17 protein-coding genes are annotated in these 15,584 nt (G+C 52.8%); 9 read left to right on the forward strand and 8 right to left on the reverse strand.

Annotated elements, in window-relative coordinates:
- Both SIB74_RS09110 and SIB74_RS09115 read right to left on the reverse strand, forming a co-directional pair.
- On the reverse strand, window positions 1-222 hold the full coding sequence (locus SIB74_RS09110; RefSeq protein WP_063396864.1) for a hypothetical protein: 222 nt from the start codon (window positions 220-222) through the stop codon (window positions 1-3).
- A gap of 137 nt (window positions 223-359) precedes the next feature.
- Window positions 360-971: a DUF3177 family protein gene (locus SIB74_RS09115; protein WP_063396863.1), complete on the reverse strand. Its 612-nt coding sequence runs from the start codon at window positions 969-971 to the stop codon at window positions 360-362.
- Between the two features lie 70 nt (window positions 972-1,041).
- Between SIB74_RS09115 and SIB74_RS09120 the strand changes: the two genes are divergently transcribed.
- From SIB74_RS09120 to SIB74_RS09135, 4 genes are read left to right on the forward strand one after another with little or no spacing between them, the layout of a single operon-like run.
- The gene (locus tag SIB74_RS09120) at window positions 1,042-2,331 is read left to right on the forward strand and encodes an FIST N-terminal domain-containing protein (RefSeq protein WP_063396862.1); all 1,290 of its coding nucleotides are present in this window, start codon (window positions 1,042-1,044) and stop codon (window positions 2,329-2,331) included.
- A gap of 2 nt (window positions 2,332-2,333) precedes the next feature.
- On the forward strand, window positions 2,334-3,044 hold the full coding sequence (trmB, locus tag SIB74_RS09125) for a tRNA (guanosine(46)-N7)-methyltransferase TrmB (RefSeq protein WP_063396861.1): 711 nt from the start codon (window positions 2,334-2,336) through the stop codon (window positions 3,042-3,044).
- On the forward strand, window positions 3,044-4,363 hold the full coding sequence (locus SIB74_RS09130) for an IctB family putative bicarbonate transporter (RefSeq protein WP_063396860.1): 1,320 nt from the start codon (window positions 3,044-3,046) through the stop codon (window positions 4,361-4,363). The genes trmB and SIB74_RS09130 overlap by 1 nt, the downstream gene beginning before the upstream one ends.
- A complete protein-coding gene (locus tag SIB74_RS09135) occupies window positions 4,360-5,322 on the forward strand; it encodes an N-acetylglucosamine kinase (protein ID WP_063396859.1) in 963 nt (320 codons plus the stop codon). The genes SIB74_RS09130 and SIB74_RS09135 overlap by 4 nt, the downstream gene beginning before the upstream one ends.
- Here the strand turns inward: SIB74_RS09135 and glmM are convergent.
- Window positions 5,303-6,709: a phosphoglucosamine mutase gene (gene glmM, locus SIB74_RS09140; RefSeq protein ID WP_063396858.1), complete on the reverse strand. Its 1,407-nt coding sequence runs from the start codon at window positions 6,707-6,709 to the stop codon at window positions 5,303-5,305. The genes SIB74_RS09135 and glmM overlap by 20 nt on opposite strands.
- 345 nt (window positions 6,710-7,054) lie before the next feature.
- Here glmM and SIB74_RS09145 point away from each other — a divergent pair, with 345 nt between their 5' ends.
- Window positions 7,055-9,088, forward strand: coding sequence for a lytic transglycosylase domain-containing protein (locus SIB74_RS09145; RefSeq protein WP_063396856.1), 2,034 nt, complete (start codon window positions 7,055-7,057; stop codon window positions 9,086-9,088).
- On the opposite strand, the gene SIB74_RS09150 is transcribed toward SIB74_RS09145, so the two are convergent.
- Window positions 9,053-9,547: a hypothetical protein gene (locus SIB74_RS09150; protein WP_082818532.1), complete on the reverse strand. Its 495-nt coding sequence runs from the start codon at window positions 9,545-9,547 to the stop codon at window positions 9,053-9,055. The genes SIB74_RS09145 and SIB74_RS09150 overlap by 36 nt on opposite strands.
- A 116-nt stretch (window positions 9,548-9,663) precedes the next feature.
- On the opposite strand from SIB74_RS09150, the gene SIB74_RS09155 reads away from it, so the two are divergent.
- Both SIB74_RS09155 and SIB74_RS09160 read left to right on the forward strand, forming a co-directional pair.
- Window positions 9,664-10,230, forward strand: a complete 567-nt coding sequence (locus SIB74_RS09155; protein ID WP_063396854.1) for a thioredoxin family protein — start codon at window positions 9,664-9,666, stop codon at window positions 10,228-10,230.
- A 425-nt stretch (window positions 10,231-10,655) separates the two neighbouring features.
- Window positions 10,656-11,579: a hypothetical protein gene (locus SIB74_RS09160; protein WP_063396853.1), complete on the forward strand. Its 924-nt coding sequence runs from the start codon at window positions 10,656-10,658 to the stop codon at window positions 11,577-11,579.
- 423 nt (window positions 11,580-12,002) lie between these two features.
- Here SIB74_RS09160 and SIB74_RS09165 read toward each other — a convergent pair whose 3' ends face one another.
- The 4 genes from SIB74_RS09165 to SIB74_RS09180 form a co-directional block, all read right to left on the reverse strand.
- Window positions 12,003-12,380 (reverse strand): hypothetical protein, encoded by a 378-nt coding sequence (locus tag SIB74_RS09165; RefSeq protein WP_231906137.1) that lies wholly within the window; start codon window positions 12,378-12,380, stop codon window positions 12,003-12,005.
- 27 nt (window positions 12,381-12,407) lie between these two features.
- Window positions 12,408-12,581: a hypothetical protein gene (locus SIB74_RS09170; protein WP_156486177.1), complete on the reverse strand. Its 174-nt coding sequence runs from the start codon at window positions 12,579-12,581 to the stop codon at window positions 12,408-12,410.
- 96 nt (window positions 12,582-12,677) lie between these two features.
- Window positions 12,678-13,271, reverse strand: coding sequence for a dCTP deaminase (gene dcd / locus SIB74_RS09175; protein WP_011131195.1), 594 nt, complete (start codon window positions 13,269-13,271; stop codon window positions 12,678-12,680).
- Window positions 13,271-13,885 carry a cob(I)yrinic acid a,c-diamide adenosyltransferase gene (locus SIB74_RS09180; RefSeq protein WP_063397005.1) on the reverse strand — a complete coding sequence of 205 codons (615 nt, stop codon included), beginning with the start codon at window positions 13,883-13,885 and terminating at the stop codon, window positions 13,271-13,273. The genes dcd and SIB74_RS09180 overlap by 1 nt, the downstream gene beginning before the upstream one ends.
- A 141-nt stretch (window positions 13,886-14,026) precedes the next feature.
- On the opposite strand from SIB74_RS09180, the gene rph reads away from it, so the two are divergent.
- Both rph and ntcA read left to right on the forward strand, forming a co-directional pair.
- Window positions 14,027-14,761, forward strand: coding sequence for a ribonuclease PH (rph, locus tag SIB74_RS09185; protein ID WP_063396851.1), 735 nt, complete (start codon window positions 14,027-14,029; stop codon window positions 14,759-14,761).
- Between the two features lie 74 nt (window positions 14,762-14,835).
- Window positions 14,836-15,570 carry a global nitrogen regulator NtcA gene (gene ntcA / locus SIB74_RS09190; RefSeq protein WP_041374935.1) on the forward strand — a complete coding sequence of 245 codons (735 nt, stop codon included), beginning with the start codon at window positions 14,836-14,838 and terminating at the stop codon, window positions 15,568-15,570.
- The last annotated feature ends 14 nt before the right edge of the window (window positions 15,571-15,584 follow it).

The raw sequence follows: 15,584 nt of genomic DNA on the forward strand, positions 1-15,584 counted from the left end.
TCAAAAAGCTCCGGCAGCAGAATCCGGTAATGGCAGAGGGTCAACGTCAGGCAAGCCAGATAAGAAAGACTTCTCTTCTTTGCTGGCCTGCTCTAAAAGGCCTGCATTCGAATTTGTATTAGCCTCTGCGGAAGGTGATCCACAGATAACCGCAGCAATACAAATTGCAGCAATCAGAGTAAAGAACTTGTCGGTAATCAGCTCAGCTTTGTCGAATGTCATTGTCCTGATTTGGTTGTGAGGACAACCTGTCCTCGATGCACATAGCTTCTCCGCAAGTTCTCTGTGTTGTGTTGACGCGCCGCAAGACCTGAGGTGATTTTGCTCACAGCTCCTCTATCGCATCAAAGGCAATAGGGTCAGAATTCACCAGCAACCCGACCCTGACGGGGAAGTCGCACCAGAAGCCACTGCAGCAAGCCCACGACATAAGCCACCAAGGCCACATAACCAATAAATGCGGCGACCGCTTCGGTCCACTGTCCACCGAAAACGAAATCGAACAGTCGCTCCGCAACCCGATGCAACCCGTGCGGAGCCTCAAACCAGACGCGACAATTAGCCCCTGCAACGTCCTTCATGCAAGCAAGACTGGTTGACGCCATAGCCGCCGCCATTAGACCGAATCCGCTCAGAGCCCAGCGCCAAATACGCACCGTTAATGGCAGAGGCCGCCAGGGAGGTAAATCGGCAAGCTCCTCATTAAGGTCGACCCAAAACCAAACTGAAGCCACCATCAACAAGGGGGCCAAGAAGGTCGTCAGATAACCAATAGGCCTTTGATCGGTCAGCAACAGCACGCTGATGGCTAGCAAACTGGCAATCTTCCAATAGATGGTCAGTAAACGCACCATCGAAGCCTCCCGACGCACCGAAGCCCAGATCAACAAAACAAATGGCAGGCCCAGTGCAAACATTGCCGCAAGGCGATAGGTCAGCCAGACCAGAGTGCGATAGGGGAGTTCAGGCACTTAGGAGGTTCGTGAAGGCGTCATTATCAATGCTGGCCTGAGTTCCGTCAGTGTTGTTAGGGTCCAATTCATGGAGCCCTTCTCTCCGCTCAATTGGTTCAGACGCAGCTCATCCCAGGCCAGCTGCCGAACGGCATTGTCCAGCCAACCTTCCCTTGAGGCTGCGGTCAACGAGGTGGCGGCAGCCCTGGCGGGGGGCAGCTCGGCCGATCTAGCACTCGTCTTTGCCTCCACCCACTACGCCAGTGATCTACCGCGATTGCTGCCTTTATTGCAGCGTCGACTGAAAGCAACCCACTGGTTGGGGTGTGCCGGTGGTGGCGTGATTGGCACCACCGCTAAAGGGAATGCCTCAGAACTCGAAAAAGAACCTGCTCTCAGCATCACCATGCTGCAGCTGCCAGGAGCCATTCTCAAGCCCTTCTGCCTTGAAACCCAGTCATTACCAGACCTGGATGGACCAGCTCAGCACTGGCAAGAATGGGTTGGCGCTGATCCTTTCAATGCCCGCAGCATGTTGCTGCTTGTGGATCCCAGCTCACCCTCCATCAATGATCTCATTAGCGGCCTGGATTACGCCTACCCAACCACGACCAAACTCGGTGGCATTGCCGGCCCTCATAATGCCCCTCATGGCTCCCTTTTCTTTGACGACCGCGTCGTCATGGGCGCCGTTGGCTGCAGCTTTGGCGGCGACTGGAATCTGGAAGTCGTGGTCGCACAGGGTTGCAAACCGATTGGGCCTGTGTTCGCCATTGAACAGGTTCAAAAAAATATTCTTTTGGAGCTCAGTCACGAAAACCAGCGGGACAGTCCGATGGCCTGCCTACAACGAGTGTTAGATGATCTCTCAGAAGAAGAACGAGAGATGGTCCGGCATTCACTTTTTTTAGGAATAGAACGACGCGATCTGGTGTTGGCAGGAACCGGAGCACCTCAGCCTCAAGGAGCTTTTTTGGTGAGGAACCTGATCGGAGTAGATCCCAAGAATGGTGCCGTTGCCGTCGCCGAGCAAATAAGAGCTGGCCAGAACGTGCAATTTCAGCTGCGGGAAGCTGAGGCCTCACGGCAGGAATCTGAGCAACTGCTCGGTGCCGCAAGAGAGCGCAATACCAGCCCCCCTCTATTCGGCCTATTAATGGCTTGCCTCGGGCGAGGACATGGCCTCTACGGCGTTCCCAATGGTGATGTACACATCGCACGCAAGCTGATGGCAGAACTACCTATAGCTGGAGTGTTCTGCAACGGTGAAATCGGCCCTGCCGGAGGCGTTGGCGCTACCCACATTCACGGTTACACGGCCTGCTGGGGTTTGCTTAGGCATGACCCCTCTGCCTCGGAACCAACCAAATCGTTCTAAGTGTGCGCCAGCACGTCAATCCCCTCAGCCGTTTCTTCCAACTTCCCAGGCCACTGCCAAGCCCGGAAGAAATGTTTGCGCAATCCAGCCGCCCTCTCCATCTCGACATCGGTTGTGCTCGAGGTGGCTTCCTGTTAGGCCTGGCTCCACTTCAACCAGAGTGGAATCATGTGGGTGTTGAGATTCGGCACCCGCTTGTACTTTCAGCGGAAAGGGATCGACAAGAACTCGAACTCGACAACCTCCGCTTCTTGTTCTGCAACGTCAATGTGAGCCTTGAGGAATGGCTTGATGCCCTGCCTAGAGATCAGCTGCAATGGGTGTCTATCCAGTTCCCAGACCCCTGGTTTAAACGTCGTCATCAGAAGCGCAGGGTGCTGCAACCCTCCCTGTTAATCGCCTTAGCAACAGCTCTGCAACCAGGCCGTGAACTCTTTATCCAGAGTGATGTGCTGTCTGTTATCGAGCCGATGGTGATGCTGATTGAACAAAGCAACTGTTTCGAGCGTCCTAGAGATGATTCCCAAGCCTGGCAAAGGGCCAACCCAATGCCCGTGACGACGGAGCGAGAACGTTATGTGCTCGCTCAGGGCTTACAGGTTTACCGCAGGCTCTACCAACGCAACGACCAACAAGCTCCTGAGCTGTCCAGCCTCGAAGCTTTATGGCAACAGTTCGATAATCCCAGTGAAGAAGAACATAGCGACTGCTGATGCCTAAGACTGCGATCCCAAAGCCCCTTCTACTGCGCTGGCAGGGACGCATTCCCTCCTCTGAGGCGATGCAAATGCGCCTGCAGTGGATTGCTGGGTTGCTGTTGATGATGCTCCTAGCAACCCTGCCCATGCTGACTCGAACCGGGCTTGGACTAACAATCCTCGCGGCCGGAGCGTTATGGATCATCTGGGGCTGCGTGACACCAGCTGGCCGAATTGGAAGCATCAGTAGCTGGTTACTTGTGTTTCTCGCTATTGCATTGCTCGCCACAGGATTCTCACCCGTTCCATTGGCAGCTGCCAAAGGATTGATCAAACTCATCAGCTACCTGGGGGTGTACGCACTGATGCGACAGCTACTAGCCACCAGGAGCGACTGGTGGGATCGCCTGGTTGCTGCCCTCCTAATCGGGGAACTGATCTCTTCTGTGATCGCAATCAGGCAGCTCTATGCACCCGCGGAGGAAATGGCCCACTGGGCAGATCCCAATTCAGTGGCGGCAGGGACAGTGCGAATTTATGGTCCGCTTGGTAATCCCAACCTGCTAGCCGGCTATCTCATACCCATCCTGCCGCTGGCCTTAGTAGCCCTACTGAGATGGCAAGGCTTGGGGGCAAAGCTTTACGCGATGGTCGCTTTAGGGCTTGGCATCACCGCAACCCTATTCAGCTTCAGCCGCGGTGGATGGCTAGGCATGCTTTCCGCTCTAGCTGTGATTTTGGTGCTGCTGCTGTTGCGCAGTACCAGCCACTGGCCTCTCTTCTGGCGTCGTCTGCTGCCCCTAATCGTGATTGTTTTGGGCACAGCCATGCTGGTGATAGCCGCAACCCAGATTGAGCCCATCCGCACCCGAATCACAAGCTTGATCGCAGGACGAAGTGACAGCTCTAACAACTTCCGCATCAACGTTTGGCTATCGAGCCTTGAAATGATTCAGGCACGCCCGTGGCTTGGTATTGGCCCTGGCAACGCTGCCTTCAACAGTATCTATCCGCTCTTTCAACAGCCCAAATTCAACGCCCTAAGTGCCTACTCTGTTCCCCTGGAAATCCTTGTCGAAACCGGACTTGCTGGCCTCATTGCAAGTCTCGCTCTAGTAATCACCAGCATGCGCAAGGGCCTCGCTGGCCTCAACTCAAACAATCCGCTGGCCCTCCCCGCTCTGGCAAGCCTGGCCGCCATGGCTGGGCTTGCGGTTCATGGCATCACAGATACCATTTTTTTTCGACCTGAGGTTCAACTCGTGGGCTGGTTCTGCCTCGCCACACTGGCCCAAACACATCCAGAACAAAAGCAACTCCAACAGACAGCGTGAACGGCCTTTTGCTTGCAGGCTTTGATGCAGGCCAAACCCAAACCCGATGCCGCCTAAGCCGCTGGCATCAAAATCAGTGGTTGCCGATTACAGAGGGCCTCGGCAGCGGCGTCATTCACCTGCACGCCTCTGACGGTGAAGAACGCTTTGAGAAAGCACTGCAAAGCAGCTTCAGCAAGGCTGTCGGCAATGCTGGATTGAGCTCTGAAAAAGCTCTGATCTCTGCAGCGGCCGTCGGAGCAAGCGGAATAGAACATGACACCCCACTGCAAGAGCAAGCCCAGCAATTGCTCGCGCGTTGTCTCAACATCCCATCAAACCAATGCCTAGCAACTGGGGATGAACGCACGGCCCTGCATGGGGCCTTTCCCCAAGACGCAGGCATTGTGCTGATCAGTGGCACCGGCATGATCTGCATCGGGCGAAACGATCAAGGAAAAGAACAACGCTGTGGGGGCTGGGGTTGGCTACTTGATGAGGGTGGCTCAGCTCAAAACCTCGGACAAAAGGGGCTACAGCTCAGCCTGCGCATGGCCGATGGCCGCATCCCCGATCGACCTCTGCGCGAGAAACTCTGGCGCGCTCTCAATTGCTCATCGGCAGCAGCTATCAAAGCCCTTGTTGTGCAGCCCAGTTTCGGTGCTGCCGGGTTTGCTCAACTCGCGCCACTCGTCGTTGCAGAAGCCAAGGTAGGCGATAAGGATGCCATTGCAATCCTTGAACAATCAGCCCAGTGCATCGCCGAAGCGATCGCAGGAGTTGCCCAAAGCCTTGAGCTATCGGCTCCCAAGATCTGTGGCAACGGCGGAGCCTTTCAACATCTACAACCCTTTCGCGAGCTGATCGAGCAAGCCATAGCCAAGCGACTGCCTACTGCAAGCTGGATCAAAGGCCAGGGGGATGCCCTGGATGGTGCTCTGCAGCTTGCACTCCGCCAACTCAAACGCAACCACGATTGAGGTGTTGCTCAGCAAGGTCGGCCAACTGTGCTGTCCAGAACTCCACGGCCGCAGAATCCGCCGCTTCAATCATCACCCTTAACAACGGCTCCGTTCCACTCGCCCTTACCAAGACTCTGCCGTCTTCACCCATGGCTGCTTCTGCCGCCAAGACCGCCTCCTGCAGAGGCTCACAATGCTGCCAACCCATACGTCGTTCCAAATCAGGAACGCGCACATTGACCAATTTTTGTGGGAACGCCTGGAAACTCTGATCCAACCACTCACCAAGACTCAGCCCCCTGCCATGACAGAGGGTGGCAAGCTGCAAAGCAGTGAGTACACCATCACCACAAAGGCCATGAGCTGCTGAAAGGATATGGCCAGACTGTTCACCACCTAAAGCCGCATTGCTCTCCACCATGGCGGCATAGACATGCTGATCACCTACCGGCGTGCGTTCAAGAACCCCGCCTCTTTGCTGCCAAGCCCTCTCAAATCCGAGATTCGACATCACCGTAGCCACAAGCCTTTGTTGAGGTAAAGCCTTCTGATCCTGAAGGTCTGATCCCCAGAGGTAGAGCACATGGTCACCATCGACGACGCGACCCTGTCCATCCAAAGCCAGCATCCGATCAGCATCCCCATCAAAGGCAAAGCCCATGATCGCGCCGCGCTCAATCACAGCTCGACGCAACGGCTCGAGCTGGGTAGAACCACAACCGACATTGATGCGGCTTCCATCCGGTTCACCATGCAACACAGTGAGATCAGCCCCAAGGGCCGCAAACACCTCAGCACCACAGGCTGTTGCCGCTCCCCAGCAGAGATCAAGCACAATGGGCACGCCATCCAGGCGTTGATGCAGCACTGAGGCAAGCAGGGCATCACGATAGTGGCTAAGAAGCTCGTCGCGCTGATAAGCAGGGCCGCAACTCGTGATCGTTGGTCGACCTTTGTCACCAATGGCCTCGCCGCGAAGCCCCGCTTCGATGAGACCCTGCTTTGCTGGGCTGAGTTTGGCACCATCGGCCCCAAACACCTTGATGCCATTGTCTTCAGGTGGGTTATGACTTGCTGAAACCATCAAACCGCCTGCAGCGCCAAGCTTGCGAATTAATCCAGGCACCGCGGGGGTAGGACATAGGCCCAAGGTCCACACTTCCCGACCTGCAGCGGTTAAACCAGCCGTCAATGCCGAGGCCACCATGGCCCCACTGCTACGGGAATCCATCCCGATCAACACCGGGCCTTGATCAGGCAACACCTGACCACACCAGTAGCCCACCTGCAAAATAAACGCAGGCGTCAACAACGTTCCGACCCGACCGCGGATGCCATCTGTGCCGAAACTGGCCTGGGCCGTCCCGAGGGGAACACCTAAGGGGTCAAGAGCAGCAAAGACCATCAGGTCTCAATAGTGGACTGAAGATTAAAGGGCATGCGGCTGAGACTCAATCGAGAGGGGACATGATCGAAGACAGTCTCAACGCCAAAAGCATGGGGGCCCAGAGCAAAGTGACGAGCTCAGGCACACTTCAAGCCATAACCAAAGCCATAACCAAAGCCACAATCCATCAAGGCCGCAACTGCATTGGCCAAAGCCAGCGCAATCCCCCAACGAATCATGCCGCTTCCGCAACGGGTGCACACTCAGAGCGCTGAGCCTGAGCAAGCGGCATAAATCCTTGCGAAGACTGCATCACACATCTGGACTTCATCGCCACAGAATGCCAACAGTTTCTGCTCTGGCGTGATCGCGAGCCCCTTTCGCGGATTCCCTCTACTCGGAGGTACAGCCCTACTCAGCTTGGCGGCAAGCCTCGCTGGGCAAGCCCTTTTAAAACCACAGCTCAAGCGACTTACGCCAAGAATGTCGCAAACAGAGCTCTGGCAGGCCTATCGCTGGTCAATCGATCCCCAGCAACGCCGAGATGCCTCATTGCTGCTCGTGAGCAAGACAAAAGGATCAACCCTTAGGCATCAGAAGCTGTTGGCTGGCCAAGGCTGGGGGAACAGCCCCTTAGCAGCCGTTGCCCTCAAGCTGCAAGCCCAAACAGCCGAGCGTCTTGGGGAAAAATCAAAGGCCAATCATCTTTGGCAAAGCCTGCTGAAACGTTTTCCAAACACGACGACGGCGGCTGATGCGTATTACAGCCTCGGGCGCCATAACCCTGAACTGCGACAGCAACTCCTCGAGCAACATCCTGCTCATCCAGCGGCACTAGCCAGCGCAATTGAACTGGATACCAGCAACAGTCGCCATCAAAGAGCCATTCACCTCACGCGTTGGGGGGTCTTCTGGCCAGGTGCCGCAGAAGTCCTACGCAGCGCCTGCAGCGCTCCGGCAAGGAACGGACATTCAAACCAAGAGCGACAAGAACTAGCCCTTGGTCTTGCACAACTAGGCGACGGCAGAACAGCCCTGAGCTGCCTACAAGAACAAGCCCCTGATCCTGCAACAGCCCTAGCCATTGGCCAGACACTGCTACGAGGCAATAAGGAAGAACAACTCCAGGGCGAATCTCTGCTCTTGAAGCTGGCTCAAAACGATCCAGAGGCTGCTGAAAGCCTTAAAGCGGTGAGCCTCCTCAGTGAACCTCTTCATCCGAAGGCAACTCTGCTGGAGTCCTTGCCGCCTGCCCTTGCTGATCGTTCCCCCAGCGTGGCGGCAGCCCGCGTACGCCTCGAAAATGGGATCCAAGCAGACGAGGTGTTTCAACGCTGGCCTGATAGTCCTGCTAGCTGGCAACTGCAATGGGATCTGAGCCGAGACGCTCTGCTGAAAGAGGAATGGAACAAGGCCCAATCGATTCTCGAAAGCATCCCAACCCAAAAATTGCCGGAGCCCCTCGCCGCTAGGCAACAGTTCTGGATCGGATTCACTGCCTCCAAACAGGGTCGCAATCGAGAGGCCACCAAAATCTGGGAAAAGCTGCTGCGATCCCATCCCAATGGTTACTACACCTGGCGCGCCCAGGCACGCCTTGGTCGAGCTGATCTTCCTGCACTGCTAGGGCAACCCGTATCAATTTCAAACCCTGAGCTCCCATCCTGGACCCCACTAGGCAGTGGAGAAAAGCTTGTAGACGAACTCTGGCGACTTGGTCTGGCAATGGAGGCCTGGGAAACGTGGCTGACTCTGAGGGTTGAAGTCGATCGCGCACAACATGATCCCAACACCAGGATGGTGGAAGGGCGGCTCAGGATGGCCGTCGGCGATGACTGGACGGGGCTAAGTCGGCTGTGGCGAACAAGCCTGCGACTCGTAGGTGAGGACTGCCACACACGCCAACTGCTCCATCACAGCCAACATCCATATCGCTTTTGGCCTGAGATCAAAAAAGCGAGTCACCGCAGTGACCTCCGAGCTGAACTATTGCTGGCCATAGCAAAGCAAGAATCACGCTTCTCGCCAGGCGTGGAGTCTCCAGTAGGCGCAATAGGGCTGATGCAACTGATGCCGGAAACAGCGGCAGAACTCAGCGATAGCCCTCTGAACAAGCAAGTGCTGGCCACTCCTGAAACCAATATTGAACTTGGGGCCCGTTACCTAGCAATGCTGCTGAAGCAATGGCAAGGCAATCCATGGCTGACAGTGGGCAGTTACAACGCAGGGCCAGCTGCAGTAGCCGACTGGCTAACCCCAGAACTGGCTGCGGACCCTGAGCTCTGGGCAGAACGAATCCCTTACCCAGAGACACGGCTGTATACAAAAAAGGTTCTCGGCAACCTCTGGAGCTATTTAGGCCTATCCAGCCAAAAGCTCTGCGAGACGGGGATGTAAAGGTGTAGAGATCTGCTGGCCAATCCATATCCCACCAAGCAAAATCAAACCCAGAGCAATCGCCATCACAACCGGTGGTGGAACCACACGAATGCGAGTGAGATCCAAGCGCGCAAGCAATACCGCAGAAGCAAGGATGAGAACATCCGCAAGCAGGCTCAGGTGCAGTAGGTACAGGCCAGCGGTGATCACCAACAACAAAACCACCAGCAAACTGATTGCACGACTGGCAGCCATCAGCAAGGAGACCTGACGCAAGATCAGATCCGGCATCGTGCAAATCACTACCAACACGACAGCCTGAAGGACCTCAACAATCCAGAAGAGCTCAACATCAATACCGAGGCTGTCTATCTGCTCAGCCTGAAGCAACGACCAATGGTTGCCCATAACGACCGCCACCCCAAAGAGCAACAGCAACGAGGGGGCACGAAAGGGCACAACGAGGAGACGCAGCATCAGCATCAGCCTCAACGAATGGTGAAAAGACGCTTCAATTCTGAACAGTTAGCCCATTGAAGCGAGCAACAACAACAAAACAGACCTGCCAAAGTGCATCGAGAATCTTGCCCATCATGACCGGAAGTTCCCCGTCTTCCACTCTCGGCCAAGGCCAAAGGTTGATCCTGCTATTCACAGCATTGGCATTAGCAGTCGTTCTTTTCATGCTGCGGGGCGGCCTCAATGCTGAGGCACCGCTCGAGCAACTGGCACGACGCTCCCTCGACCCAGATGTCGCACTCACCAATGGTCGACCGACCGTGATCGAATTTTATGCTGATTGGTGTCAAGCCTGTCGTGAAATGGCCCCAGCCATGCTCACAACGGAACGTGAAAGGGAAAACCAGCTCGACGTTGTGCTAGTGAACGTCGACAACCCCCGCTGGCAAGACCTTGTCGATCGCTACGACGTCAACGGCATTCCCCAGCTGAACTTCTTCGATAACAAAGGCAAACTGCAGGGTCTCTCACTGGGTGCACGCACTCAAGAACAACTACAGCAATTAACTGACGCTCTGATTCAAAACCAACCACTACCCAAATTCGCCGGTGTAGGCGCTATCAGCAACCTGAATGCATCACAAGAACGAACAGAGAAGCAAAACGATTTAGAGGCCATTGGGCCAATGAGCCATGGCTAATCTAAAAGCAGTCAATCAGCAAATATCGATAACATGACGAGCCATTGCATGAACTCTTGAGCCATCAACTAATGTAACTATATCGACTCAATAGATCAAGCAAAATATCAATACCTTCTGCAAACTAAGACTCTAGTCGCATAAGGCTCGAACAAGATATCGCAAGCAGCCTAAACAAACAGTCTATGGGCCATAACCCTAAAACAAACCTTGCTACAGTGAAGTTTTTAAAGTGCTTTCTTAGATTGCCGCTGTCTTCTTAGACAACCTACAAGAAATGATTCAACTCAAGGAATCAAAAGCAATTGCCCTGCCATTGCAATACAGCAAAGTGATTAGAAAAAATGCCAATCAATGAAACCATATTCCTGAGATTGATATGGCAATCTTTCACTCGCTATCATTCAGAAAAGGTTTAACATCTCATGACAACTGAGAGAGTGCTCTGGCATGATGGTTACCATGACCCTGCTAAAGACTTATTTACAGCTGAAAAATGGCCTGACTATATCGATGCGCTAGTCGATACAGCGTCTAGCAAGAGATTTGATACTGTTGGGATTACTCTAATGCTCGACGGATATGCCACTTTACCGGCGGATGCATTGACTTATCTTCAAGAATTTGTGGCCAAAGCTGAGGGCTCTGGGCTTTCGGTTGGATTGCAATTTAGTCCTTACTATAACAAAAACCTAGAGAATATTGCAACCATTATTTCACAGCTCAACAACACAAAACCGCTTCTGCTAGGTGTTGATGCAGAAGACACTCCGACAATGAAGGCCGCCACTGCAATGGACTTTGTTGATAATTTCAAGGCTGCACTTGACGGAAAAAATGTAAACTATTCTAGAATTTCAGTTTGGAATGCTTTTGGCATCAAGAACAACTGGGACGCTCCTTTGTTAAACGTTTATGAATACTATTCGCAGCCAGATGCTAGGACAAACAACATTTTTAGCTCCAATGTAGACAACCCAAAGGCGGCTTTCAAAGAATTCCATGATGCAATTTTAGGTCCAGCTTCATACCTTGATTCACCAGATAAGTTTGGCTCCCCAGAGCTAGGGGCTCCTGCATTTGCAATTTCCAGAGATGACAGTTGTTGTCTTGGCGGAAGTTTAGATCCCTCCAAATCAAATCCCTGTGGTGGAAAAGAGATTTTTGGCCATTGGAGTTGGGATAATTTTGATAACTTTTTGGATCGTTATACAAACACATTCCCTGATACTGAATATTTATTTGTATATCAAGGTGATCAACTTCCTTGCGACTGGCTTTTTCAAAATGATCCAAGTTCAGCAGGCCTAATTTGCAATGGTTGCTCCAGTTCTCATGCATCAATTTAATCTCAATTCTTAGCCAGACTGAGAAATAATCATCAATAGAAAAGTCAGCTTCGTCTTCGTATATGCTCAGAGGTATTTTCATTAGCCTTAGAAGATAGTTATCACTTGCCAAACAGCAAATATCTTGATGCCTTTGCATTTAGAAAACCATATCAATACTCCTTTGTCCAAAAATAATTGGAGAATTGGCTCGGCAATACGATACTAAAGACATCCTTTCATGCCAAGCATCTTCTGCTGAGTCAGAGCAGTGTTATTGAGGCGCCTTGTTGAACTTAGCGTTAAAAGCCGATTAGGCCAAATATCCCAATCCCTAAACAATCGCAAGTTTCTTTGTCTAGCCAAATTCTTCTTATATCTAGGACTGATTTGTAAATAAACCATTTAGGCATTTAACCAAATCAATAGCATCAATTCCCTTACCTAGGAAATCTCTAGCTTTCTAAGGCCAGGCAAAAGCAAAATCCCTATTGCAAGATGAATAAATACTCCTGGCCACAAAAGAACACCAATTACATCTTGGCTCACACCAATAGACGTTAACAAAAGGCCAACAGCAATATTATAATAACAAAGAGATCTTCTCGGATTTTGCATCGGCGCATGGCTTGATGCTTCCCAGCACGCCCCGCCAAGAGCAATGATTGCCAATGCAAATAATCTTGCAATACCTACCTGTTCAGTGACTAGCGTATAACCAAAAAGTAGTGAACAAAATTTAATCGGCAGAACAAGAGCAAAAATCCCACCAAGAATTTCAAAACCAGCAGAAAGCCTGAACAGCAAAGAAGTCCGTCTCATGGAGTTAAGTTGCAAAAAATCTCATCTTTAACCTTGAAGCAGGCTAATACTGAACACCAAAACTCCTACACAAGCGGCGAGAACGACAGCACTCACCCAAAAGACAAAAGAGTTGCCAAACTGTCCCCATCCACCAAGATAATCACCTGAGGTATTCACCTCAACCTCAGGAGGTGCTGACTTTGGCTGCTTGTCTGACATAAGTGGGGGAGGAGATCAGTAGCTTCACTCTATCAATGTCTACAAAATCAAAAAGATCTGTTGAGAGCAGACATGCATTCAACAGATCTTTTTCGTTCAAATCCTGGCGAGAGTGACGCGTTCTGGCTGATGTTGATATTTACCCTGGCGATCGCTGTAGGTGGTATCGCAGGGATCACCCTCGAAGAAAAGAAGCTGACAAATGCCTTCATTGGCATAGATACGGCAATCAGCTCCAGAACTATTGCTGAATTCAAGCGTGAGATGCCCTTCCCAACTGGCTTCGGCGGGAGTTGTATTAACGATGATGCCAAGGCGAGCATAGGTACTCTTACCTAGGCAAATTACAGTGATATTTGATGGCACCTTCATCTTCTCCAGCGCCACACCGAGACCATAAGAATGAGCTGGCAGGATGAAATACTCGCCATCCTCGTCCTGATGCAAAGGGGTGGATTCGAGATTTGCAGGATTAAATCGCTTCGGATTCATCACCGTGCCTGGTACATGGCGAAAGATCAAAAACTCCTTCGCAGAGAGCCTTAGGTCATAACCAAAGGAAGAACAGCCAAAACTAAGTACAGGCCGTTGATGCTGCTCAGGATCAAGATGTCGAATCAATCCGGCTTGAAAGGGTTCAAGCATCCCTGCTGCGGCCTGTTCGGTGATCCAACGGTCGTTTTTAAGCATTAGAAACCACGACGCAACTCAGTGACCTGATCAGCCATTGCCATCAGGATCGATGGCATGACTGAGCCAGTCAAGATGACATCCATCGACCCAGGGCGCTGCTCCAGAGTTGTTAACACATCAGCTTCATTGAGATAACCAAGAGCAATCGCCAGACCAACCTCATCCAACACCATTTGATCAAAATCACTCGCCAAGATGCGATCCCGACATTCCTGCCAAATGGCCTCCACGGCCTCAGGTGCGCTGGAGTCAACGGCAAGCGTTGAAGCAGGCTCAGACAGACAGCCAGGAACCGCCGGGCGCAGCCACTCAAGTCGCCCACATAGGCGCACACGCCCATCTGGGCCTTGATCTACTCCTCCCTTGAGGAACTGAGCCACCAACACACGACTTCCCAGACCAGCCGCTCTTAACGCCTGACTCAAGACAACAGAAAAACTGCCTCGATAGGGGGCTGTATAAACCTGAAGCTGCCCTTCAGGAGCTACCAGATGCAGCAGACGCCTATCAGCAACTGCTGCCAAAGACCGACTCCCATCACTCTCCTGCAAGCGATGGTCCGTTATGCACGGATCCACGGAGCGATGGCTAGGGCTCAGACTGGCAGTCATAAAAGTCTCAATCGCCCCGACTAAACCAGCAGAAATCAAATGTAGCGGTGGGAAGCTGCTTAACAAGGCTCTTGACACTATCCATGGTGTAAAAGCACCTGTTTCTGCCAGGCTCAGGTCATCTCACCCACCAACAGCACGATGCTCACATCCCCCCAGTCACGTGCTGACGGCCGCCTTGCTGACGATATGCGGCCCCTTCAGATCACATGGGATCCAATGGGCTTTGCCCTCAGTTCCTTAATCATCCGCACTGGTCGCACCGCAGTGCTCTGCAGTGTTTGCGTTGAAGAAGGTGTCCCCCGCTGGCGCAAAGGCCAAGGCAAAGGCTGGCTCAGCGCCGAGTACCGCCTTCTCCCTGGGTCTACACCGCAAAGACAGAACCGTGAACTGCTCAAGCTTTCCGGACGCACTCAAGAAATTCAACGCCTCATTGGCCGCAGCCTGCGCGCCGTGATCGACATGGCCGCTCTTGGGGAAACCACCCTGCGAATTGATTGTGACGTCATTCAGGCTGATGCCGGCACACGTACAGCCGCCATCACCGGCGCTTGGATCGCCTTAAAACGAGGCTGCGATCGCTTGCTGGAACAAGGCCTGCTCACGCATCAACCCGTCATCGACCAAGTTGCTGCAGTATCCGTTGGCTTAGTCGATAGTTATCCCCTCCTTGACCTCGACTACAGCGAAGACTCCAAGGCTGATGTGGATCTAAACGTGGTAATGGGCTCCAATGGGCACCTATTGGAGCTGCAGGGCACCGCTGAAGGGGCTCCATTCAGCAGGAATCAACTCAACGACTTGCTGAATCTGGCAGAACCAGGCCTACAACATCTACAAGCCTTCCAACGTTCAGCGTTAATGCAAGAAGACTAAAAACCGTCACCATTGCTACATGGTGGTGGAGGTCCACTCCCTAACTTCATATTTCTGCCGTTTGCTGCGCAGCCATGACCGGCGTCATCCGCGGCTTCAGCCGTTACGCCCAGCAACCCTATGTTCAAGGGTCCGGAAGCATGGCCAACTCGCCTGCTCCAACCCAGAAAACCCTGCTGGAAGTCATCCGTGAACTGGATGGCGCCAGCAACGAAATGGTGGAGCGTTCCAAAACCATCTTCTTTCCTGGCGATCCTGCCGAAAAGGTTTATCTCATTCGACGCGGCGCCGTTCGGCTATCTCGGGTCTATGAATCTGGTGAAGAGATCACCGTGGCATTACTGCGTGAAAACAGCCTATTTGGCGTGCTCTCTCTGCTCACAGGCCATCGCTCAGACCGTTTTTATCACTCCGTAGCCTTCACCCGAGTGGAAATGATCACAGCGCCAGCCACCTCAGTTCGCCAGGCGATCGAAAACGACACCAGCGTGGGGTTACTTCTGCTGCAGGGTCTCTCAAGTCGGATCTTGCAAACCGAGACCATGATCGAGACCCTCACTCACCGCGACATGTCATCAAGGCTTGTGAGTTTCCTACTAGTCCTCTGCAGGGATTTCGGGGTTCCAGGGGAACAAGGAATCACCATTGACCTACGCCTCTCACATCAGTCCATCGCTGAAGCAATCGGCTCGACTCGCGTCACCATTACTCGCCTGTTGGGAGACCTGCGCAATTCAGGTCTAGTGCAAATCGATCGCAAGAAAATCACCGTTCTTGATCCGATTGCCCTTGCTAAAAAATTCAACTGATCCCCGTCCCAGTC

The sequence above is a fragment of the Prochlorococcus sp. MIT 1306 genome (assembly GCF_047304515.1).
Classification (GTDB): Bacteria; Cyanobacteriota; Cyanobacteriia; order PCC-6307; family Cyanobiaceae; genus Prochlorococcus; species Prochlorococcus marinus_D.